The organism is Granulibacter bethesdensis, assembly GCF_001889545.1.
In the GTDB taxonomy this organism is placed as follows: domain Bacteria; phylum Pseudomonadota; class Alphaproteobacteria; order Acetobacterales; family Acetobacteraceae; genus Granulibacter; species Granulibacter bethesdensis_B.
On sequence record NZ_CP018194.1, the window covers coordinates 894,273 to 916,687 of the forward strand.

Genomic DNA, 22,415 nt, shown 5'->3' on the forward strand with positions numbered 1-22,415 from the left:
CGGCTTTCCTGTTTCTGCGTCAGGGCAGCAGCATGGCAACAGCAATGGCGGGTGCGAAGCTGCCATCGCCGCCCAGTCCGGGCAGGCTGCCGAAACGCTGAAAAGGCCGCCCGAGCCGCGCCGCCAGCTTTTCCAGCGGTCTGATCCCGATACCGGCCCCTATGACCGGAGCATCCTCAGGCAAGGGGCCGTTGGATAACAGCAGCATGGCTGCATCCTGAATCCGCCGCAGTTGTAATTCATGCAGCCATTCGGCAAAGCCACGTATGGCGGTATCGGAAAAATCCCCGGCATCCGCCCCGGCCATTCGTGCCAGCCGCCGATGCGAGCCTTCCCGGTTTTTCGCTCCGCCATCCGCCGAGGGATATTGATCCGCGGTCTCGTCGAGCCATCCGAGAATGCGGTAGATGTCGGCGGCCGTGGCGAAATATTCGGCAGTCAGAGCAGTGATTCGGCCATTCAACGGAGCATGAGTGGCGATGGCCATGACCGGCGTGCGCACCATGCCAGTATAGACGAGCTCCCCGCTCTCCAGCCGTCCCGCATCGGCGTAGCCGATATCGGCGATCTTTCCATCACGCAGCAGGATCAGATCGGTGGTGGTAGACCCCATATCGACCAGCAGCCCGTCCCGCACATGGCGTGCGGCAAGGCTTGCGCTTGCATGCCAGTTGGCGGAGGCGATGTCGTCCGTGTGCTGCCCTGCATGTTCCGGCAGAACCCATCCCGCCCGCCCGCCATACAGTTTCAGACGGGGCAGAGACTGCGCCAGGCGGGCTGACAGGGTGGTCACACCATCGGCACGGGATGAAAAAATATCCGCCAGCTCCCCTGTCATGGTGGCGGCATGGCAGGGCGCATCGCCGAGATCGGCCAGAGCCTGTGCAATGGCTGCATCCAGATGCTCCAGCCCACGCCAGAGCGGACAGGGATATTGATGGGCGGCCACGATTTGCCCCTGTTGACGCAGCACCGCCTTTACATGGGCACCGCCAATGTCCCACCCGATGACCGTCATGTTGCTCTCCATCATGTCTGGGTATTCATATCCCGTGTGTGCATCGACAGAAATTCCTTTATAATCGGGGTGTGGACATTATACCCGTCATTGATCTGAAGCAGGGACAGGTGGTGCATGCCCGGCACGGCCAGCGCGACCTGTACCGGCCTATCCAGACCCCACTTTGCGCGGGCAGCGCGCCGCGAGATGTGGTGGCTGGGCTGCTGAAGCTGCACCCGTTCCGCTCTCTTTATATTGCTGATCTCGATGCAATCGAGGGTCAGGGCAGTGCTGCCCCGATCCTGCGGGCGCTGCGACAGGATTTTCCGGATCTCGATGTCTGGGTTGATGCCGGCATGCGGGCTGAGGATGCGCGCGACTGGCTGGATCGTCATACGCATGACCGTCTGGTGCTGGGCAGTGAGTCGCAGAATGATGCGGAAGCCATGTTGTCCCTGACCGGAGAGTCGCGTGTCTGCCTGTCGCTGGATTTCAGGGGGGATACGTTTCAGGGACCGCACCTGTTGTGGGAAGATGTGGCTTTCTGGCCGACCAGACTGGTTGCCATGACCTTGGCGCGGGTTGGATCGGAAACGGGGCCGGATTTGAGCCGTGTGGAAGGGATCGTGGCGCGTGCGGGCCGTGCGCGGCGGGTCTATGCAGCGGGCGGAGTACGCAATATCGCCGATCTGGAGCGGCTGAAACAGGCTGGGGCCAGCGGGGTACTGGTTGCAACTGCCTTGCATGGCGGAACCATCACGAAGGATGATCTGCGAGGTTTCTGAGGGTGCTGGTGAACGGCTGAAACGAAAAACGCCCGGCCAGAGGCCGGGCGTTTCCCTGTGCGCAAAAGTGCGCGCGCCAATTAGTTGGCGGCGAACGGATGCTTCACGCTCTTGTACTGAGAGACGACCTCAGAGGCCTTCGGCTCACCGCGAACGGCGCGGACGAGGGCTTCCTTGGTGGCCTTGTAGTTGTATTCCTGGATCTTCTTGTCGTCTTCGGCCAGCCAGTGGATGAAGACGCCAACGGAGATGAACAGGTCATCGGCTTCGGCTTCCGGGATGATGCCTTCGGCAACGGCTTCGGCAACTGCCAGAGCCACGCCGTGCTGGGCCGGGCCGAACATCTGGACGGCCTGCTTGGCGCCCTTGATGGTGACCTTGTTGAACAGGATTGTGTTCGGCTTCACCATCAGGTTCGGGGCAACCACCGCGAGCAGGGTGGAGAAGCCGTCCTTGTTGTTGGTGAGGGCGTTGGCAAACGCGGTTTCGGCAGCGCTGCCGCGCGGGCCAATGATCAGGTCGATGTGAGCGACTTCGTTACCGTCGCCAACCAGTGACTCGCCAACCAGGGTCTTCGTGATGACCGCCATGGTGTGTTCCTCCGAAAAAATGGCAGGATAGGCTTTTCCTATTACCGCAGCGGGTGCAGTATCAGGAAAACCCGCAACGCCGAGGCCTTGAGGACCACGGCAAGCGCGCGAATATCAACCATTATCGGCGCGATCCTGCAAGGTGCGCAGAGAGTGAATAGGCGAATATTGTCGCCACAGTGAGGTCTGCGCTGGTGCCTGGGTTGATCCCGGCGGCTTTCAGTGCGGAATCGAAGGCCAGAATTTCGGTCAACAGCGCCTGTGGATGTCCGGCTGTGGCGATTCGATTGCTCAGCGCCTCTGCCTGCTGGCGGGTCGTCTCGGCGGTTTTCGCATCAAAATTGCGGACGATATGGCTGTCAGGCCCGGTCGAAAGGAAATGCAGGAACACTGCCAGAGCCGCCCACTGGCGGTCCGGCCAGCGTTTTCTGGCCTCGGTATAGATTGGCAGGGCCTGCCCCAGGATGTCCTGAAATCCGCTGCTCCATTGCCGGGCGATCATGTCATGCCCGGCGGCGGCTTGCATGGCGGTCAAGATTGGCACGGTTGCGGGGGCGCGTACATCGTGCTCGGCGGCTTCCCCCAGCCCGCCGGGAGAGAGGATGACGATTCCATGAAATATGGCGCTGGTATCCTCCAGACCGGTCTGCGCGATGATGTCGTGCAGGGCGGAGGACGAAACCTCCCCTGACTCGAACGCCATGGCGAGAGGGGCGCAGAGCAGCAGGATGCCGATATTGGTGTTCCGCTGAACCGCATCCCACGTCGCCTGAGCAGCATCGCGGATGCGGGGGCCGAGGCTGGTGCCGCTGCGACAAAGGGCAGGGGCGGCGGCACGGGCGCTGCGGATGAAATCATCCATGGTGGCGCCATGACCATCCGCATAAGCATGGATATTGCCCGGTTTGGGGGCTTCCAGCTCTGCCAGACAGGCATCAATAAAGGCTTCGGCGGCAAAAGCGGCGTTCATGGCGTCAAAACCGTCAGCGGCGCAGGCTGGCCAGCATGCGGGAGACCAGTTGCTCGGCGATGGGATAGGAAACAACCTGCTGCAAACCGCGCCAGCCGGGCATGCTGTTGACTTCCAGCACCAGATATTGCCCGTCCGGGTCGCGGATCAGATCAACCCCGGCATAAGCGGCCCCGACAGCCTGAGCAGCACGCCGGGCCAGATCGCACATTTCCGCATCAGGGTTGAGGGCAGAGGGGACGGCCCCCTGACGGATATTGGTGATCCAGTCCTCAGCCCGGCGGATCATGGCGGCAATCACTTCGCCGTCGCAGACGAACAGCCGGTAATCCTCGTAACCTCGCCCATGCGCGGGGATAAAGCGTTGCAGGTAATAGACGTCGTTGACCTCCTCCGGCGGTGGCAGATCCTCCGCCCGGGTGATCATGGTCAGGCCCTTGCCCTGAGAACCGAACAGGGGCTTCAGCACCAGCCTTTCCTGAGCGAGCTCACGACGGGCAATGGCAAGGGCGGCATCGCGACCGGGAACGGTCCAGCTTGACGGAGTCGGAAGCCCTGAATGGTGCAGCAGGAAACTGGTCATGGATTTATCGACGCAGCGTTCGATCGCGCCGACAGAATTCCAGACCGGCACCCCCATCGCGTGCAGAGCATGCAGCACACCCAGCCGGATGGTCACGGATTCGAAGCTGCCCCCTGCGACGGCGCGCACCAGCACGCCATCCGGCAATCTGCCGTCCAGCCCGGGGATCAGCAGCCCGTGAGGCCGGGTGGTGTCCAGCCCGCAATCGCTCAGACGCACTGGCAGCAGCGTGGCTCCCGCGACGGAAAAAGCCGCGCGGAGCATACGCAGATGCCAGTCCTGATCGTCGATGAACACGACGATCAGGGGGGAGGAGCCGTTCACGGGCCGGGACACGGTCGCAGGCTCGGGGTCAGTTGAAGGATGCGTCCAGCAGGGCCTGATCGCGCTTGCCGGCGCGGAAGGTCTCGCCGGTCTCGATGGCCGTCACCAGCACTTCCGCCGGGCTGAACAGGGACGGATCGATTTTGTAGAAATCGCCTTTCACCGCTGCGAAGATATCCTTGAACGGCTTGCCGTAATCGCGGGAGGTCGAGGCAGGCAGCTGTTCGGCCAGCTTGCGGGCTTCCTCGGCGGAGCCTTTGACGAACAGATGCACCCGGCCCGCGAAGATGATGGCGTCGTTGGTGCGGCCCATGGCGGTCACGAAATCCGGGTGCGGTGGCGGCAGCGGGGCGGAGGCAATGCCGTCCACGACGTTTTCCAGCGGGAAATGCAGCTCATGCGTCTTGTGCAGGGCGACTTCCAGCACGCGTCCCACCACCTGCACGGATCCGGCCAGGCTCTGGGTCGGGGCATAGATGATGCCGAGATTTTCCGGGACGACGCGGCATTCCCGCGCCACGCGCTCGACAATGGCGGCCGGCGGCGGTTTGGCGGCTTCCAGCACCAGCACGGCATGGGTGCTTTCATCGCGGTAGGTCAATTCCTCGAACAGCTTTTCACCCCGTGCCAGCGCACGGGCCGGGCCGGAGCCGAGCGCGAAGAAGGAGCCGTTCTCGTCCTTATGGTGCAGGCTCCAGCCTGCATACTGGCTGGCAAGGCAGGAGGTGACCGGGTTGGAGGACGCGACGGAGACGCTGAACGGCCAGTTCTCCAGAGTCTGATCCGGCAGCAGCGTGACGGTGCCGAGACCGCCCATGCAGATGCGGGCCAGTTGCAGGCCGGCGGCGATGCTGCCCGGCACGGCAGAGCCGGCGTCAATCAGCGTCTCGCCCAGAGAACCGGTGGACACGCCGATTTTCAGTTCCTCGGCATTGTTGATCATGTCCTGCAGCAAGGCCCATGCGCGGGCATTGACGCTGACGGGGGAAGCGTTGCTCATGATGACGTCTCCAGGCGCTGAAGAATCTCGTTTGTGCGATCCTCTGCCAGTGCTTTGGCGGAGGTGGCATCTGCCGCTTCGGTCAGGACCGTGCAGACAGGCGCGCCGCGTGGAATAAGGGTATGCGTCCACGAGCGATCCGCCGTCCAGTCCGGCCAGACAAAATCCTCGGGAATTTTGATCGGATGCGGGGCATAGACCACCGCACAGGCCCTTGATCCGGCCATCGGAGCGAGCGGAATGACTGGCTCGACCGGCTCCGCGACCGCCTCACCACTTGTCTGCAGGTGCAGGGTAATGAGTGGCTGCTCCGGAAACACGTCCAGCGTGGCTCCGGGGCGGGGATTGATTTCCAGCAGGTGAAAACCGTCCTCCTGAACCAGAAAGTCCAGACTCCCCAGCCCGACCAGGCCACTGGCCCGCGTCAGATCGAGCGCCGCGTGCTGGAGAGCAGGAGAGAGGAGGCCATTCTCCCGTTCCGTCAGACGTGCAGCGCCGCCGAAACGGAACGGTGTACAGGGAGAGGGTGCGGTCCATTGCCGGCTCCACCCGATCAGCAGAGGCGTCTGCAAGGGACGCCCCAGCACCAGAGCCGAGATGGATATGCCCTCGATGCGTTGCTGGTAGTAGCGACCGGGCTTTGCAGAGCCGGGGCCGCGCACCGGGTGGATATGGCTGCCGCCGGAACCACCGATTCGCCTGGTCAGCCAGGGCTGGTCGACAAATGCTTCTCGCGGTGGCGGAGACAGGCTGATGGCAGGGAATGGAATGGCGCATTCCCGGCATAGAGTGGCCAGAAAAAGCGGATTTTTCAGATCCGTGATGCGGTGGGGAGGCGTCCCCTGCAAGGCATGGTGCTTTTGCAAACGCGCCAGAATGTCGGTCTGATCCTCGAACCCGCTTCCCCAGATCAGTGGAGGGCGCTTTCCGGCACAAAGTGTATTGAGCACGCAATGCAGTGTCTGCGCATCGATACCGTGATCCGGACGGCAAGGGAGCAAGCTGTGCCGTTCGGCAAGAGCGATGGTGTCGCTGTCACCGAACAGATCGCACACCAGCGGCACAAATCCCTCCCGCCGGGCGGCAGAGGCGAGCGCGCGCCCGGACAGGGCGACAATCAGAATGGGACTGCCCGGCTTTACTGCTTCTGCCGCCATGATCAGCGATGCCGGTCAGTCCCTGTTCTGTGTGGCTCAGCCGGCTGAAGTGATCTCACGCGCCAGATGGAACGCGTCGCGGAAGTCGAAGGAGACGAGCTTGTCGCTCTCCAGCATTTTTTTGAACAGTTCGAACTGTGCCCGATACTTGGTATGACCGATGGCCAGTGCGCCGATGCCGATGGTTTTTCCGCCCAGCTGGACCCGGCCGGAATTCACATCCAGCCCGGCCACGCCCAGCGGCGGCACGGCATTGACGTCCGCCACGACCAGCAGATGCGGCGCGTCTTTCAGCAGCAGGGAGCTGATGACCTGCACACCAGCCTTGGCGGCGGTCATCGCGACATCGACCCGCTTCAGCAGATCGCCTTTCAGCTCCTCGGTGCTGGCATCCACGGCCTCGACGGTGACGCCGAAGCGTTCCTGCATTTCCCTGGCCGATTCGCTGACCTGCTTGGCGCCGTTATGCCCGGCGAGAATCACATGCGCGCCTTCCAGTGCGGCGATGACGCCGGATGCATAGCCAACCACCCCCGTCGCACCGAACACGGCAACTTTCAGCCCCTTCAGACTCTGGTTGAACTCCTTGCGCAGCATGGTGTCCACATGGGCGACCATCGCGGCGGCGGTGGTGAAGGAACCGGCCGGATCGGCATAAACCGAACAGCCGAAGGGGGGCACCAATGCCTTTTGGGCTTCGTCGATCCAGTCCAGCGCCTGACCGGCATTGCGCCCGGCGATGAAAATCCCGGTTTTCGGGCCGAGCCGCGGCGGGCGGGAAAAAATTGCATCCTGAACCAGACCGTTCACCTGATCGTTGGTGACGTCCACATACGGGATGACGGCGTCAAATCCCGCATCCAGCGCCATGTTCACGTCGAACGGGCTCATCTGCTTCAGTGGCGTGAGCATGTGCAGGATGGTCTTGTCAGCCATGAGAGCTGCTCTCCTGTGTCGTGGGTCTTGATCAATCCGCCCGGATCGCGCGGACCATGATCGGCATCATGGTGACGGACCAGAGGACAGACCTATCCAGCCGCGCGCGATGATGATGGTGTTGTTTCTCTATCCGATCCGCATCGTCCTGCAAATCGGTATGGTCAATAATGCAGATTGGTGTCTCCGATTCAGAGACATTTCCGTGGCAGTGCGTCACCCGGCTTCCACTTGAGCGCCCTGATTGAGCGCCCGTTGCACCGAGACTTTCAGCGACGGCATCCGCTGGCGCAGCAGGCTGGCCAGACGCTCTGCTTCCTGTGCATTCGGCATGATGCCGAAACCGGCAGGCCCCCAGGAGCTTTGCCCGACCCCGGCAGCCCCCCAGCCCTGCAACAGATCAAGCGCCTTGGCCACGTGCGGGCTCGCAAAGCGTCCTCCCTGCGCGGGGGCGAAATAATCGCCGATCAGGCGCTGTACCTGAGTGATGGCGGCTCCGAAGGGTGTGATGGCGCCTTCCGCCAGCGCGGGCAGCACCCCCATGGCGACCTGGCGGCATATCTGTCCGGAGATTTCTTCTGTCATCGGGGGCAGGTCGGCAAACGCCGCCAGTTCAGCCGATCCGGCGAGGCCGGACTGATCGTCATCCAGAATCAGGATGAAGCGCCAATCATCCGGTACTGGCATGCGCAACAGCATTGGCGGCACATCGGTAGTGGAACCACGTCCACCATCCATGACGAAACCGCCCTGTTCGAACAGGGCCACGCCAATGCCGGAGCGTGCACCACGATCCAGCAGCGCTGCATCTTCCCGTGGATTGGCGGGACGGTTTTCGATTTTGCGCAGGGCTGCACTCAGGGCAAGCGCAAGCTGCGTGCCGGAGCCGAGACCCGAATGGGATGGAATCGCGCTTTCGATCCTGATGGTATAAGAGGTTTTGACATTCATCCGATCGAGATATCGAATGATGCGATCCCGCTCCGGACCTTCGACATGCATTGTATCGGCATGTTGAATGCTGAGCGTTGTTATGGGCGAATCCAGCGCCAGTCCAATACTGCCGAACTGTCTGCCAAGACCGCCGTGCAGATCGAGAAAACCGAGATGCAGTCTGGCCGCGCATCGAACGCGTACTGAACGTGTCATCGTTTCGCAGTGGCGTAAGAGTGATAATCGGAATTAGTAAAACCGGTCTTGCAGCGAAGACGTGGATCGGATGGGATGGACGGAACAGCGTGCATGACGCATGTTCCACTTTCACCGGGCGGGGGGCAAGACCACGCCCGCTTTTCCTGCGCCTGTCTGATGGGGCGGGGAGGCTAACCGGAAGGAGATGCCGATGACGGCGCGTGAAACCGCCTTGACAGAGGCCGAAATACAGCAGCGCCTGCAGGATGGCCTCTCCCACTGGCGATACGAGAATGGCTGGATTCGCAGGACCTACCGGACGGCAAGCTGGAAAGCGACCCTGATGGTTATCAACACGGTCGGCCATCTGGCGGAAGCGGCGTGGCATCATCCTGATATCACGGCATCCTACGCCTGGGTCGAGGTGCGCTTGCAGACCCACACTGCAAAGGGCATCACTGAAAAAGACTTCGCTCTGGCTCGCATGATCGAACAGGTTGTGCAATGGCAGCCGGGCAAGGATGGCGGCCCGCTGGAAGGGACACCATCCGGTGACCAGCGTTTTGCTTATGTGAAATACGATACCTGAACCGTTGTGAGCGCGATGGCGATACGTGACACGGGGGACGCTGCGGGCGCCCTGGCCTGGATTGACGGCCGCGAGGCCAGTTTGGATGACGCGGTGGACGCTGCCGTCGAATTGCTGCGCGAAGGGCGCAGCCCGGCGATTGGAGGGCTGGCGACCGACCTGAAAGGGCTGGAAGCTGCGGTGGCGCTGGCGGAGGCTGTCGGCGGCACGCTTGACCATGCTGCGTCGGAAGCCGCTTTGAGGGATCTCGACCTGCTGCGGGAAACCGGGCTGGTGACGGTCACGCCGTTGCAGGTCCGCGCTCAGGCGCAGACTGTGGTGCTGGTCGGGGACGGGGTGGAGGCCATCTGGCCGAATTTCGCCGCTGATCTGGCTCTGGACAAGGTGCCAACCATCGCCACTCATCGCGGGGAGCGCCAGATCATCCGTATCGGGGCAGCTTCCGGCAGCGACCTGAAAGTGGATGAGGAAGAGCTTCCCGTCATTCTCGGCGCGCTGCGTGCCGCAGTGGCGGGACGGACCGTGCGTCTGCCGGCAGCGCGGCTGAAAGCCGTGCAGGCGCTGGCGGAAACGCTGAAGGGGTCGTCCTATGGTGTGATCCTGTGGTCTTCCGAGACACTCGATGCGCTGTCGGTGGAGATGCTGGGTGGCCTTGTCAACGATCTGAATGCTGCGACGCGTTTTGCCGCTCTGCCGGTGGCGGGCCCCGGTAATGTGCAGGGCGCCATCCAGACCGTGGCCGGGATCACCGGACTGCCGCCGCGTCTCGGTTTCGGTCGCGGGCGGCCTGAGCATGATCCATGGCGCTTCGACCTGCTGCGGCTGATCGACGAGGATGAGACGGATTGCCTCCTCTGGATCGACGCGCTCGATTATGAATTGCCGCCCGATACCCCCGTTCCGGTCATCGCCCTCACCAGCGGTGACGAAGCGCCGGAACAGGCGGCGGTTGCCTTTGCCGTCGGACGGCCCGGTGTGGATCATGATGCGATCCTGTTCGCCGGGGCTGTGGGCGGGCAGATCGACCATCCGGCTTCTTCCGCTGCAACGCGGAGCGCGCGTCCGGATGTAGCCACTATTCTGGGCCGCCTGCGCGCGGCATATGAGGCAGGCTGATGCTGACAGTTCTGAAAGGCGGACGGATCGTCGATCCGGCGCGTGATCGTGATGAAGTGGCCGATCTGTGGCTTCAGGATGGCCGGATTGTCGATGCTCCGGCCAATGGTCGGGCCGATGAGGTGGTGGATGTCAGCGGCTGCGTGGTGATGGCGGGGGGTATCGATATCCACTCCCACATCGCCGGCACCAATGTGAATACGGCCAAGTTGCTCCTGCCCGAGCTGATCGGACAGGAAGGCGGCTTCGATGGCACGCCAATCCCGCATGAGGTCGGGCGTCTGTATGTGCAGATGGGCTTCACCACCGTGGTGGAACCGGCCATTTCCCCGCATGTGGCGGTGCAGGCCCATGCCGAGCTGTCACGCATTCCCTTCATTGATACCGCGACGCTGACGGTGCTGGGGAATGATGACTACTTCCTGCGGCTGGTGCGTGACGGGGAGAGTGATGCGGCGCTGGCCGATTATGTTGCCCGCAACATCACGGCTGCCCGCGGGCTGGGTCTGAAGGTCATCAATCCGGGCGGTGCGGCGGCGTTCAAGGAAAACCTGCGCAGCTTCTCGCTGGATGATGAAGTGCCGAGCTACGGCGTTTCCTCCCGCCAGATTTTCAAGGCAGCGCAACGGGCGCGGGACGTACTTGGTATTCCGCATCCGGTGCATCTGCACTGCAACAATCTCGGCATGGCCGGGAATGTGGAAACCGCGATCGCAACGATGGATGCGGCGGAGGGGCTGCCGGTCCATTTCGCGCATCTCCAGTTCTATTCCTATGGCACCGAAGGTCCGCGCAAATTCTCCTCGGCTGCGGCTCGGCTGGCGGAGGAAATGAACAGCCGCCCGAACGTCACCGCCGATGTCGGGCAGGTCATGTTCGGTCAGACAGTGACCATTTCTTCCGACGTGCTGCGTCAGTTCGATGGCCGTGTGGCCGCTTTCCCGCGTAAATGGTCGATCCTGGACGGGGACGGCAATGGCGGCGGCGTGGTGCCTTATCGCTACAAGCGCACCAGCTTCGTCAATGCGCTGCAATGGGCGGCAGGGCTGGAGTTGTTCCTGCTGGTCAATGATCCGTGGCGTTTGTTCTTCACGACTGATCATCCGAACGGTGCACCGTTCACGGCTTACCCGGATCTCATGGCCCTGCTGATGAGCCGCGATCTGCGTGCGCAGTGGATGGAGACACTGCCGAAAGACGCGCTGGACGCCACCACGCTGCCCTCTCTGAACCGTGAATATGACTGGCGTGAGATCGCGATCATGACCCGCGCGGCTCCGGCGCGTTTGCTGGGCCTGTCTGATCGCGGTAACCTCTCCATCGGATCGAAGGCGGATGTCTCGGTGTATCGTCCGCAGGAAGACAAGGCCGCCATGTTCCGTGAGGCAGCCTATGTTTTCCGTAACGGAGAACTGGTGGTGAGGGATGGCAGGACACAGCGCACGGTGTTTGGTACCTGCTTCACATTGCAGCCGGAATTCGACAGGGGTGTCGACCGGCGTCTGAAAGGGTACTACGAGCAGGTGTATGGCGTGCCGCATACGCTGTTCGATGTGCCGGGTCATCTCAAGAGCTTTGAAACAGTGGAATGCGCCCAATGAGTAAAAGCCCGGGCAAAGGGAGCAAGGCGCTTACCAAAGCGCCCAATGCTGGCCGTACTGCACGGCCAAAGCGTGTAGAACAGGCTGCAAAGGCAAAAACTCCGGTCGCATCAGCAAAGGCGGCGGCGGTCAAGGCAACGCGTGTTGCGCGCGTTGCAAAAGTGGTGGTGGACGATACCTTCGCAGAAGCGTTCGACATGCGCGCGACCGGCGTGATCGTGACCGGTCCCAACCGCAAATGGGCACGTCAGGCGGCGGAGACGATGACCGGCTTCGCAACCTCGGTGATCGCCTGCGGTATCGAGGCAGGGATCGACCGCGAACTCCGCCCGGATGAGACGCCGGATGGACGCCCCGGCGTGCGGGTGCTGATGTTCGGCATGGGCTGGAACGAAATGCAGAAGCAACTGCAAAATCGTGTCGGCCAGTGCGTTCTGACCTGTCCCGGCGCGGCCTGCTATGATGTCGGCATTCCGGGGCCGGAGAAGATGAAGATCGGCAGCCTGCTGCGCTATTTCGGCGATGGCTGGCAGATCGCGAAGAAGCTGGATGGACGGCGCTTCTGGCGTATTCCGGTGATGGATGGCGAATTCGTGTGCGAAGGCACGACCGGATATACGAAAAGCGCAGTGGGCGGCGGCAACCTGATCCTGCTTGGTCGCTCCCCTGCCGCGACGCTGCTGGCGGCGGAAACCGCCGTTGAGGCCATGAAGGCGGTGCCGGATGTGATCATGCCTTTCCCTGGCGGGATCGTCCGTTCCGGCTCCAAGGTCGGATCGAAATACAAGATGCTTCCGGCTTCCACCAATCATCGTTTCTGCCCGACCCTGCATGGCCAGGTGGAGACCGATCTGGATGACGATACCCGCAGCGTGCTGGAAATCGTGATCGATGGTCTGACGGCGGAGGCGGTGGCGGATGCCATGCGGGCCGGTATGGAAGCGATCATGAAGCTGGGGCCTGATAAAGGGGCCTCACGTATTTCCGCCGGTAATTACGGCGGCAAGCTGGGCAGGCATCATTTCAAGCTGCGGGAGTTGCTGCGGTGACCATTCGTCTCACTCTGAAGGCGGACCCGGAGCAGCGCCTCGATCTGTCCGCCCTGACGCCGGAAAAGCTGGATGGCCTCAACAAGGCCGCCATCGAAAAACTGGCCATCAACACCACCCGTGATGTGGTGACTGTCGGTGACGCATTTAAACTGCGTGGAACCGGTAGTGAGCAGATCGTGATCGAGGGTGGTTCCGACCGGCTGGATTACGTCGGCGCAGGCATGGCCAGCGGGTCCGTGCTGCTGGATGGTGATGCAGGGGCCTATGCCGGTCGCGGCATGAAGGGCGGGGTGTTGCAGATTCTCGGCAGCGCCGGTTCTTATGCTGCCTCCGGGCTGAAAAATGGTCTGATCGAGATTTCCGGCGATGTGGCGGAACGCCTCGGCGCTCCGGCGGCGGGCGAACAGTATGGCATGGCAGGCGGCATGGTTGTCGTCCGGGGTGATGCCGGGCCGCGTGCCGGGGATCGGCTGCGGCGCGGTGTGATCGTGATCGAGGGCGATGCCGGGGAAGCCGTTGGCAGCCGCATGGCCGCTGGCACGATTGTTGTCTGTGGCGAGGCTTATGGTCTGCCCGGCTATCTGATGCGTCGTGGCACGCTGGTGCTGGGGACGACGGCAGACGTTCTGCCAACCTTCATCCCGGTGCATGCGCCGGATCTGGTATTCACCCGTCTGCTGGGGCGCACGCTTGATCCCGTCAGCCGGAAAGCGGCTCGTCTGACCAGTCGTGCGGCATCCCGCTATGCCGGCGATGGTGCCGTGATCGGCCGGGGTGAGCTGTTCCTGCTCGAAGCGTGACAGAAACATCTTTATCCCGCGACGCGTCTGACCGGCGTCAGGCTCTGCTGACAGCGGAACAGGCATTGCGGGATGAAGGGGTTGTTGCGTTGCTGGTGCAGGCGCCTGATATCAATGGCAGCCTGCGTACCAAGATCACGCCGCTCCGCTTCTCGACCGAGGGGGAGGCATTCAACGCGATGTTGTATGCCTCCAGCCCGGCGGACGGCGCCCCTGTCCATGAGCCGCTTTATGACGGGGTTGTGGGGCGGCGGGAGGATGGCTTCGCCAATATTCTGGCGCTTCCTGATCCTGATACGGTGCGATGGCACCGGTGGGATCAGGATTTCGCCTCGGTTTTTCTGAATACCTATCTGCCTGATGGCTCTCCATGTCCGGTCGATCCACGTTACCTGCTGCGCTCCCAGCAACGGAGAGCAGAGGAAATGGGGTTCGAGGCGCGGTTTGGGCTGGAATATGAATGTACGCTTTTCCATGCGGATGATGCGCTGGTTCAGGCAGGCCGGTTTGATGCCCTGACTCCGTACGGCGGTGGGGCTGTCAATTATGATCTGCACCGGGACAGGCTTTTTCCTGGTCTTGCTGCGGCCTTGATGGCGCGGCTCGATGTATTGGGCATCCGTGTGGCCAGCATCGTCAGTGAATACGGGCAGGGCATTTACGAGATCGCGCTTGGTGCTGAAACACCATTGCTGGCGGCGGATAATGCCATGCGGATGAAATCGCTGCTGCGCCAGCTCTGTGCGGAGAACGGATTGCTGGTGACGTTCATGGCGCGCTCCCGTCCGCCGGGCTCTGAAAGCGGATGCGGTTTGCATCATCATCAAAGCCTGTGGCAGGACGGACAGAATGTGTTCGCGGATGGAGGTGATCTGTCCGCACTGGGCCGCTCCTATCTGGCGGGATTACTGGCGGGCATGCGGGATGCGCATCTGCTGTTCCGCCCGACGATCAATGCCTATCGACGCATGGATCGGGAGGCATGGTCACCTGATCGGGCCGATTGGGGCATCGAAAGCCGCATGAGCGCTGTGCGTGTCATCCCCGGCGCCACTTCCGGGATGATGAGGCTGGAACACCGTGTGCCGGGTGCTGACGTCAATCCTTATCTGACGATCGCCGCCATGTTGGCTGCCGGGCTGGATGGCATTCAGACCGCGGCCGTGTTGTCTGATGATGTGGGTGGGCTGCCGGCTACGATCAGGGAATCTTTGACTGCATGGGAAGAATCAGAGCGCGTAACACGCTGGTTTGGAACTGAATTCCGCACACATATCGCGGCAAGAGGGCATGCGGAAGTCAAAGCCTTCGAACAGTGGCTGATGGCACATGTGACCGGGTTTGAATACCAGCGTTATTTCCACAGCGTCTAAGCGAAAAAGCGGACGGCCATGAGTTGGTCGTCCGCTTTTATCTTATTCTGCCGGCTGCGTAAGAGTATTACGGAGCATCTGTGCGGCAGAAACCATATTGATCAGTGCCGGCCTGACCTCTTTCCAATGGCGGGTTTTCAGTCCGCAATCCGGATTAACCCATATCTGTTCCGGCGAGAGATGATGGAGCGCCTTTTGCAGAAGGTCTGTCATTTCAGTGACACTCGGGACACGGGGTGAGTGGATATCATAGACACCCGGCCCGATTTCGTTTGGATAGCGAAAATCCGTGAATACATCGAGCAGTTCCATTTTGGAGCGGGATGTTTCAATAGAGATCACATCGGCATCCATCGCGGCAATGGCATCGATGATATCATTGAATTCAGAGTAGCACATATGGGTATGGATCTGCGTCGTGTTGCGGACACTGCCAGATGACAGGCGGAAGCAGGAAACAGCCCACTCCAGATAATGCTGCCAGTCGGAATTTTTGAGCGGCAATCCTTCCCGAAAAGCAGGCTCATCAATCTGGATGATGTTGATTCCTGCTGCTTCCAGATCAGACACCTCATCCCGAAGCGCCAGGGCAATCTGCTGGCAGACCTCCTTACGCGGAATGTCGTCACGCACGAACGACCATTGCAGCATTGTCACCGGTCCGGTCAGCATGCCTTTGACGGGCCGCTCTGTCAGGGACTGCGCGTAGCAGGCCCAGTCAACCGTCATGGCATGGGGACGGGAGACATCACCGAAGATGATCGGCGGCCGCACATAGCGTGATCCATAGCTCTGCACCCAGCCATGTGTGGTAAAGGCATAGCCGTTCAGTTGTTCACCGAAATACTGCACCATGTCATTGCGTTCGAATTCTCCATGCACCAGCACGTCAATGCCGGTTTCTTCCTGCCACCGTATCGCCTGTTCAGTTTCCTGACGCAGGAAAGCGGTGTATTCCTCTGTGCTGATACGCTTTTTCGCATGATCAGCTCGTGCCTTGCGCACAGTATCCGTTTGTGGAAAGGAGCCGATCGTTGTTGTCGGAAACAGGTTGAGTTTCAACGCTTCGCGCTGTTCCTGTGCCCGTATGGAGAACGGAGCCTGCCGTTTCGCCATCTCAGGTGAAAGGGATGCAATTCGGCTCCGAACGGATTGATCGTGAACCTTGCTGGATGATCTGCGATGTGATGCTGCCTCTGATGATGCTGCCAGGGCGTGGGAAACGGCATCGCGCCCATTGGCAAGCGCCAGACCGAGCGTGGTCAGCTCCTCCATTTTCTGCACTGAGAAAGCGAGCCACTGTCTGATCTCCGGATCAAGACCGGTTTCAGCCTGTAAATCAACCGGCACATGCAGCATCGAGCAGGATGGAGCGATCTGCACCCGATCCTGGCCGAGTTTTGCTATCACGGGTTCCAGCTGATCGAGCTTTGCCGTCAGATCAGTGCGCCAGACATTCCTTCCGTCGATGACGCCCAGCGAAAGCACCTGATGCCGCGGCATTGTGGCCAGAACATGATCAAGCTGTTCCGGTGCGCGCACCAGGTCGAGATGCAGACCCGCGACAGGCAGCATGCGAACCGTATCCAGCGCATCAACAATGCTGCCGAAATAGGTGGTGAGCATGATGTTGAGCGAGGGCAGCGCCTGATGCAGCGTATAATACGCATGACGCAGCGCGGCTTTGGCCACGGTGTCCAGATCGAGTACGAGGCATGGTTCATCTATCTGAACCCATTCCGCACCGGCATCGTGAAGCTGTGACAAAATCTCGATATAGACGGGAAGCAGTCTGTCGATCAGCGAGATCGGATCGAAATTGCCATCCCTGCTTTTGCTGAGTGTCAGAAACGTAACCGGTCCCAACAGCACGGGGCGTGTTTCGAGACCGAGTGCTTTTGCCTCCAGATATTCATCAAGTGGTTTGGAGGAACTCAGGGAAAATTGCTGATCATGATGCAGTTCCGGCACCATGAAATGATAGTTGGTGTCGAACCATTTGGTCATTTCCAGCGCGGGGACAGAAGCATTTCCACGCGCCATGGCAAAGTAAGTGTCGAGCGAGACCTTGCCGCCGGTCCATCCATAATGCTCTGGGATGGCTCCGACCATCACGGTGGTATCGAGCACATGATCATAAAGCGAAAAATCGTTCGACGGTATAACGGTTACGCCCAGACCGTATTGTCGGGCCCAGTTTGCCGCCCGTAAAGCAGCGGCGGTTTTTTGAAGCGCATCGGCATCGGATACGCCTGACCAGTAGGATTCCAGCGCAGATTTCAGTTCACGACGCGGACCGATCCGCGGCACGCCGAGCGTACTGACTGGCAGAGAAGAAAAAGACATCGGCTTACTCCAGAGAATGGAAGCAAAGGCCGAGCGGACGCATGCAGGAACACCCGCCACCGCAATGCAGAACCACCGCAATGCAGGAAACGGGCGTGCAGGCGCACCACCGGGACACCCCGCCCAGGGACGACTATGGTGTCGTGGCAGGTCTCCTGGCTCACGGGTCATCGCCTGCGATCCTGTCTTCCCGAGGGGAAAGCCTCAGTGACGTGGGTGGATGCAGGCTCGCCGCTTACAGTTGCGGGGGCAGCTCCGGCCTTGCTGATGCGCACCGGATTCCCTCTTGGCTCCGGCGTTCGTCTTTGACGGACCCGCAGAACCACGACCAGGCGTACATAGAAAAAAGAATCTCATCAGTCAATGCGGATATAAATATATCTTTATGTAAATTTTGGCGCGGACCGGATTGATGGCGTTATTGTTATGTTATAACATAACTTTATTGCCGTCGGGATTCGTGGCTGGTGTGAGGGTTTGCCCATGACAAGTTTGTGCCTTTCTTCCACGTCTCTCGCCTACCCGCGTTTCCTTTGTGATGAGCCAGTGCCGGACATCAGCCCGTTCTGTGAGAAAACAGCGCATCGCATCATAGCTGCCGGGTTAGAGAAGGGGGCGGCTGGTTTTTTCCCTCGCCAACTGGATAAGGTGGTGGCGCATGCGCTGGAATGCACACCTGATGGCAGCCTGCCGGAGATGCGTGTGATCGGGCCTTCGTCAGGAATGGCAGCTGCGGTGGAGGAGGTTGGTCGGGAGGCTGCTTTTGGTCCGGCCTGGCTGCGTGTCTGGCTGGCGCAGGATATAATGGCGCTCGGGCGTCTGTTTCAGGCCATTACTGGCGCAAAGGAACTTCTGGTGCGGCTGGAAGCCATCCGCACCGATGCCTGCCGCCGCTTTCATGCAGATCATGTCCACCATCGCCTGACCTGTACGTATCGTGGTCCGGGCACACAGTGGATTCAGCCGGATATGGCCACAGAATGGGAGCAGGGTAAGGCATGGCCTGCTTCTGCTATTCGTCAGGCACAGACTGGTACTGTGACCATCATGCGGGGCCGCCGGGCGGAAACGGCGCAGAAACCAGCCTTGCTGCATCGGTCTCCGCCTGTCGCGGGCAGCGGCATCACAAGGCTGTTTCTCGCCATTGATGATGCCACTGACCATGATAACGGTGATGGTATTATTCCGGAATGATCCAGGGCGTCACATACTGCATGACGACAACGAGTATGCCGAGCACCAGAGTCAGGATGATGCTGTGCCAGAAAGTGCGGGCCAGAACCGCGCCTTCCTGACCTTTCAGATTGGTGGTGGCAATACCGGTGGCGATATTCTGTGGGGAGATCATCTTTCCCATCACACCCCCGGAAGAATTGGTCGCAGCGAACAGAACCGGATTCAGATGAAGCTGATTGGCGGCCACGACCTGTAAATTCCCGAACAGGGCATTGCCGGATGTATCGCTTCCGGACAAAAACACGGCGATCCAGCCCAGAAAGGCGGAAAGGATTGGAAAGGCCGGTCCTACCGACGCAACGGCCAGACCAAGTGTATAGGTCATGCCTGAGTAATTCATCAGATAGGCGAGGCCGATGATCAGCGCGACGGTCAGAATGGCAATGCGTGTCTGCCGCCATGTTGCCACCATGGCACCGAGGAAGCCGCGTGGTCCGATGCCAACCATCAGCGAGGTCAGGATGGCGGCCAGCAGAATGGCCGTACCACTGGCCAGCGGCTGGAACACCCAGCTGGCGGCATAAGGTTTGCCATACAGGGTTATGAACACGGCATGATCCAGTCCTGGCCAGGGAATTTTATGGGCCCCGATCTCGAAGACGCGTAATGACGTCCAGATGATCACCACGGCGGAGACCGTGAGCCAGGGCAGCCAGCCCTGCCATGATGGTATTGGCGCACGATCGGATTGCAGTTTTGCCGCGGTCTGGCTGCGATCAATACGGAAAGCAGGATCAGGTTCAGGCTGCCATATCCGCAGGAAGCCGATAGTGGCGGCAAGAGCGGACAAAGATGAAAGAACGTCGGTCAGCTTGTAGTCGATGAAGTTGGAAGAAATGAACTGTCCCAGCGCAAAGCTGCTGCCGGATACAAGCAAAACCGGCCAGAGCGCACGAACCGAGCGCAGGCCGCCATAAACGGCCATTACATAGAAAGGCAGCAGCAGGGCCAGCAGTGGCAGCTGCCGCCCGACCATGGAAGCCAGCACGGTGTCAGGCAGGCTGGTGACTTGCCCCAATACGGTCACCGGTGCCCCCAGCGCACCGAAAGCGACGGGTGCGGTATTGAAGATCAGGGTGTAGGTCAGCGCTTCGATCGGCGGGAAGCCGACCAGCACCAGCAGGGCGCTGGTAATGGCGATGGGGGTGCCGAAACCGGAAACCCCTTCCATCAGCGCCCCGAAGCAGAAACCGATCACGATCAGAACCACCCGCCGATCATCCGGCAGATGGTCGATCACCCAGTCGCGGAATGCGTCGAAGCGTCGTGATTGAACAGCGACATTGTAGAGTACCAGCGCGTTGAACACGATCCACATGACCGGCCAGAGCGCGAATGTTACGCCGGCGGCAATGCTGTTGAACGCGATGGCAGGCGGGCATTGCCATATCAGAACGGCGCAGAGCAGGCCCACCACCAGTCCCGCCAGAGAAGCCTGCCAGGCTGGCCGCCGCACGATACCAAGCAGGATGAGAACGGTGGCAATGGGGAGGATCGCCCCCAGAAAAGACAATGGCAGGCTATCCGCAATGGGTCTGAGAATTTGCTGAAACATGATAAGGAATTGTCCGGTCCTGTGCTGAAGGATGGGCTTCAGTGGATGGGTTGCGTGTGGAACGGCACGGAAAAAAACCGAATTTCGGTATCATGGTATTTCTGGTACAGGACAAGGGCCATTCAGTCTCTGGCAGGAGAGAATTTGGACAGAGACTGGTTCAGTGCGTTGCATCCGGGTCAGCTCCGGTCCGGCAATCTGTGCGCAAGGCATCGATCATCCGCATGTCTGTGGCATCCAGACTGAAATCGAACAGAGCGATATTGTCTTTGATGCGGGCTGACGTGGCTGATTTCGGAATGACCGCGCTGCCATTCTGAAGATGCCATCGCAATACGATCTGCGCGGGACTGCGTTGATGTCTGGCTGCAATAGTCGCAAGCTTTTCGTCATGCAGCATGCTTCCGCGTGCCAAAGGGCTCCAGGCCTGCGTCACGATGCCTAGTGAGGCATGAAAGGCACGCAAGGCGGGTTGAGGCAGAGCCGGATGCAACTCCACCTGATTGAGACAGGGGATCACACCCGTTTCATCAATCAGCCGGCGCAGATGGGCTGGCTGAAAATTGGAAACGCCAATCGACCTTACCCGGCCTTCTCTTTGTAGGCGGATCAACGCACGCCATGTGTCTACATAACGATCACGCGCAGGTACAGGCCAATGGATCAGATAGAGATCCAGATATTCAAGCCTCAGCCTTCCCATGCTAAGATCGAAGGCGCGCAGGGTCTGGTCATAGCCCTGATCGTCATTCCAGAGCTTGGTAGTGATGAACAGTTCGCTGCGAGGAACGGCGGCTGAAGCAATGGCAGCTCCTACCTGCTCCTCATTGCCATAGAAAGAGGCGGTATCAATCAGCCGGTATCCGGCTTCAATCGCGGTATGAATGGCCGGTTCAACCTGATTGCCGGTTATTTTGTAGACGCCAAGCCCGATCTGGGGAATGGCATGCCCATCATTCAGGGACAGCAGCGGAACCTGCGATGACGCGATGGAGGCCATTGGGAAGTCTCCTTTCTGACAGGTTTTTGTCAAAGCGATGGCGGTTTTTCCAGCCAGTGAGCCATACCGGCGGCGGCTGCTCGTCCGGTGGCAAAGCATGCCTGAAGCAGATATCCGCCGGTTGGAGCCTCCCAGTCCAGCATTTCACCCGCCACGAACAGGCCGGGTCTGCTGCGGATCATAAATTGCTTATCCACGGCTTCCCATTTCACACCACCAGCGGTGGAGATGGCACGTTCCAGAGGCTGTATCCCCGTCAGACGCAGGGGCACGGACTTGATCAGAGCGGCGAGGCGTCCCGGATCGGCTGGTGGAGAGACCGTGCTTTCCCTCAACAGATGGCTTGCGGCAGAGGACAGGGTCAGGGCTTTGCGCAACGTGTTCGAGAGAGATTCCCTGCTGCGGGCGCGTGCGAGTTTGGCTGCCATAATGTCTTCCGCCATATCCGGGCGCAGATCGAGACAGAGATCGGCATGGCCGTTCCGTTCGATCAGGTCGCGCAGGCGGGCGGAAAGGGCATAAATCGGGCCACCTTCCAGCCCGTAAGTGGTGATGATCAGATCGCCTCGCGCAGTCTGATCGGGTTCTCCGGCAATGGACAGGGCGATGTTTTTGAGGGCCGTTCCTTCATGCCGCATGAGGAAAAACGGTGTCCATGGTCTGGAAAATCCGCAATTCGCGGGTTTCAGCGGTGCGACCGGCAGCCCGGCCTTTGTCAGAGGCGTCACCCAGTCACCATTGCTGCCCAGCCGGGGCCAGGAGGCTCCTCCGAGGGCCAGCAGAGTGGCCGCAACAGGAGGAGGCTGGAGAGTGCCGCCATCCGGGCCGCTGAGCAGGAGGGAGCCATCCGGCTGCCATCCGTGCCATTCATGTCTGGTATGGATGGTGACGCCCTGTGCGGTCAGCCGCTCCAGCCAGGCGCGAAGCAGGGGAGAGGCTTTCATCGCCCGCGGAAACACGCGCCCGCTGCTGCCCACGAACAGGGATTGGCCCAGCCCCTCGGCCCAGTGACGCAGGGCATCAGGTGGAAAAGCGCGGAGCGCTGCTTCCAGTGACGGACGCGCGGAGCCATAGCGTGTCAAAAAATCGGTCAGCGGTTCGGAATGGGTCAGATTGAGGCCACCGCGTCCGGCCATCAGAAGGCGGCGGGCGGGGGACGGCATTTTCTCATAGACATGGACTGTATGGCCGAGGGCAGAAAGATGCTCGGCGGCGAATAATCCGGCTGGCCCCGCACCGATGATCGCGATACCGCTCATCGGAGGGCAGGC

20 protein-coding genes and 1 riboswitch are annotated in these 22,415 nt (G+C 60.6%); of the genes, 8 read left to right on the plus strand and 12 right to left on the minus strand.

Annotated elements, in window-relative coordinates:
* Positions 1-19: 19 nt before the first annotated feature.
* Positions 20-1,018 carry a hydantoinase/oxoprolinase family protein gene (locus GbCGDNIH8_RS03960; protein ID WP_081368823.1) on the minus strand — a complete coding sequence of 333 codons (999 nt, stop codon included), beginning with the start codon at positions 1,016-1,018 and terminating at the stop codon, positions 20-22.
* Positions 1,019-1,089: 71 nt separating this feature from the next.
* On the opposite strand from GbCGDNIH8_RS03960, the gene GbCGDNIH8_RS03965 reads away from it, so the two are divergent.
* The gene (locus tag GbCGDNIH8_RS03965) at positions 1,090-1,785 is read left to right on the plus strand and encodes a HisA/HisF-related TIM barrel protein (protein ID WP_072572170.1); all 696 of its coding nucleotides are present in this window, start codon (positions 1,090-1,092) and stop codon (positions 1,783-1,785) included.
* Between the two features lie 80 nt (positions 1,786-1,865).
* Here the strand turns inward: GbCGDNIH8_RS03965 and fae are convergent, their stop codons facing one another.
* The 7 genes from fae to GbCGDNIH8_RS04000 form a co-directional block, all read right to left on the minus strand.
* Entirely contained in the window at positions 1,866-2,375 is a 510-nt protein-coding gene (fae, locus tag GbCGDNIH8_RS03970) for a formaldehyde-activating enzyme (RefSeq protein ID WP_011631477.1), read from the minus strand.
* A 121-nt stretch (positions 2,376-2,496) separates the two neighbouring features.
* Entirely contained in the window at positions 2,497-3,345 is an 849-nt protein-coding gene (locus tag GbCGDNIH8_RS03975) for a triphosphoribosyl-dephospho-CoA synthase (protein WP_072572171.1), read from the minus strand.
* 13 nt (positions 3,346-3,358) lie between these two features.
* A complete protein-coding gene (locus GbCGDNIH8_RS03980; RefSeq protein ID WP_072572172.1) occupies positions 3,359-4,264 on the minus strand; it encodes an ATP-grasp domain-containing protein in 906 nt (301 codons plus the stop codon).
* Positions 4,265-4,280: 16 nt separating this feature from the next.
* Positions 4,281-5,252 (minus strand): methenyltetrahydromethanopterin cyclohydrolase, encoded by a 972-nt coding sequence (gene mch, locus GbCGDNIH8_RS03985; RefSeq protein ID WP_072572173.1) that lies wholly within the window; start codon positions 5,250-5,252, stop codon positions 4,281-4,283.
* Complete coding sequence (locus GbCGDNIH8_RS03990) at positions 5,249-6,409, minus strand: ATP-grasp domain-containing protein (protein ID WP_072572174.1); 1,161 nt, start codon at positions 6,407-6,409, stop codon at positions 5,249-5,251. Before GbCGDNIH8_RS03990 ends, mch begins: the two co-directional genes overlap by 4 nt.
* A 36-nt stretch (positions 6,410-6,445) precedes the next feature.
* Entirely contained in the window at positions 6,446-7,345 is a 900-nt protein-coding gene (locus GbCGDNIH8_RS03995; RefSeq protein WP_072572175.1) for an NAD(P)-dependent methylenetetrahydromethanopterin dehydrogenase, read from the minus strand.
* Between the two features lie 216 nt (positions 7,346-7,561).
* Positions 7,562-8,494, minus strand: coding sequence for a beta-ribofuranosylaminobenzene 5'-phosphate synthase family protein (locus tag GbCGDNIH8_RS04000; RefSeq protein WP_072572176.1), 933 nt, complete (start codon positions 8,492-8,494; stop codon positions 7,562-7,564).
* Positions 8,495-8,687: 193 nt separating this feature from the next.
* On the opposite strand from GbCGDNIH8_RS04000, the gene GbCGDNIH8_RS04005 reads away from it, so the two are divergent.
* From GbCGDNIH8_RS04005 to GbCGDNIH8_RS04030, 6 genes are read left to right on the plus strand one after another with little or no spacing between them, the layout of a single operon-like run.
* Positions 8,688-9,065: a 4a-hydroxytetrahydrobiopterin dehydratase gene (locus GbCGDNIH8_RS04005; RefSeq protein ID WP_072572177.1), complete on the plus strand. Its 378-nt coding sequence runs from the start codon at positions 8,688-8,690 to the stop codon at positions 9,063-9,065.
* A gap of 15 nt (positions 9,066-9,080) precedes the next feature.
* Entirely contained in the window at positions 9,081-10,181 is a 1,101-nt protein-coding gene (locus tag GbCGDNIH8_RS04010) for a molybdopterin-binding domain-containing protein (RefSeq protein WP_072572178.1), read from the plus strand.
* Positions 10,181-11,782 carry a formylmethanofuran dehydrogenase subunit A gene (locus GbCGDNIH8_RS04015; RefSeq protein WP_081368824.1) on the plus strand — a complete coding sequence of 534 codons (1,602 nt, stop codon included), beginning with the start codon at positions 10,181-10,183 and terminating at the stop codon, positions 11,780-11,782. Before GbCGDNIH8_RS04010 ends, GbCGDNIH8_RS04015 begins: the two co-directional genes overlap by 1 nt.
* Positions 11,779-12,831, plus strand: a complete 1,053-nt coding sequence (gene fhcD / locus GbCGDNIH8_RS04020) for a formylmethanofuran--tetrahydromethanopterin N-formyltransferase (RefSeq protein WP_253736104.1) — start codon at positions 11,779-11,781, stop codon at positions 12,829-12,831. Before GbCGDNIH8_RS04015 ends, fhcD begins: the two co-directional genes overlap by 4 nt.
* Positions 12,828-13,634: a formylmethanofuran dehydrogenase subunit C gene (locus GbCGDNIH8_RS04025; protein WP_072572181.1), complete on the plus strand. Its 807-nt coding sequence runs from the start codon at positions 12,828-12,830 to the stop codon at positions 13,632-13,634. Before fhcD ends, GbCGDNIH8_RS04025 begins: the two co-directional genes overlap by 4 nt.
* Positions 13,631-15,007, plus strand: coding sequence for a glutamine synthetase family protein (locus GbCGDNIH8_RS04030; RefSeq protein ID WP_072572182.1), 1,377 nt, complete (start codon positions 13,631-13,633; stop codon positions 15,005-15,007). Before GbCGDNIH8_RS04025 ends, GbCGDNIH8_RS04030 begins: the two co-directional genes overlap by 4 nt.
* A 42-nt stretch (positions 15,008-15,049) precedes the next feature.
* On the opposite strand, the gene metE is transcribed toward GbCGDNIH8_RS04030, so the two are convergent.
* Positions 15,050-17,353, minus strand: coding sequence for a 5-methyltetrahydropteroyltriglutamate--homocysteine S-methyltransferase (gene metE / locus GbCGDNIH8_RS04035; RefSeq protein WP_072572183.1), 2,304 nt, complete (start codon positions 17,351-17,353; stop codon positions 15,050-15,052).
* A gap of 128 nt (positions 17,354-17,481) precedes the next feature.
* Positions 17,482-17,695, minus strand: a riboswitch (cobalamin riboswitch).
* A 141-nt stretch (positions 17,696-17,836) separates the two neighbouring features.
* On the opposite strand from metE, the gene GbCGDNIH8_RS04040 reads away from it, so the two are divergent.
* Positions 17,837-18,547 (plus strand): DUF1826 domain-containing protein, encoded by a 711-nt coding sequence (locus GbCGDNIH8_RS04040; RefSeq protein WP_081368825.1) that lies wholly within the window; start codon positions 17,837-17,839, stop codon positions 18,545-18,547.
* On the opposite strand, the gene GbCGDNIH8_RS04045 is transcribed toward GbCGDNIH8_RS04040, so the two are convergent.
* The 3 genes from GbCGDNIH8_RS04045 to GbCGDNIH8_RS04055 form a co-directional block, all read right to left on the minus strand.
* Positions 18,534-20,144 (minus strand): L-lactate permease, encoded by a 1,611-nt coding sequence (locus tag GbCGDNIH8_RS04045; protein ID WP_072572185.1) that lies wholly within the window; start codon positions 20,142-20,144, stop codon positions 18,534-18,536. The two genes, GbCGDNIH8_RS04040 and GbCGDNIH8_RS04045, sit on opposite strands and share 14 nt — an antisense overlap.
* Positions 20,145-20,304: 160 nt before the next feature.
* Positions 20,305-21,144, minus strand: coding sequence for an aldo/keto reductase (locus GbCGDNIH8_RS04050; RefSeq protein ID WP_072572186.1), 840 nt, complete (start codon positions 21,142-21,144; stop codon positions 20,305-20,307).
* Positions 21,145-21,173: 29 nt separating this feature from the next.
* Entirely contained in the window at positions 21,174-22,403 is a 1,230-nt protein-coding gene (locus GbCGDNIH8_RS04055; protein ID WP_072572187.1) for a BaiN/RdsA family NAD(P)/FAD-dependent oxidoreductase, read from the minus strand.
* Positions 22,404-22,415 lie beyond the last annotated feature (12 nt).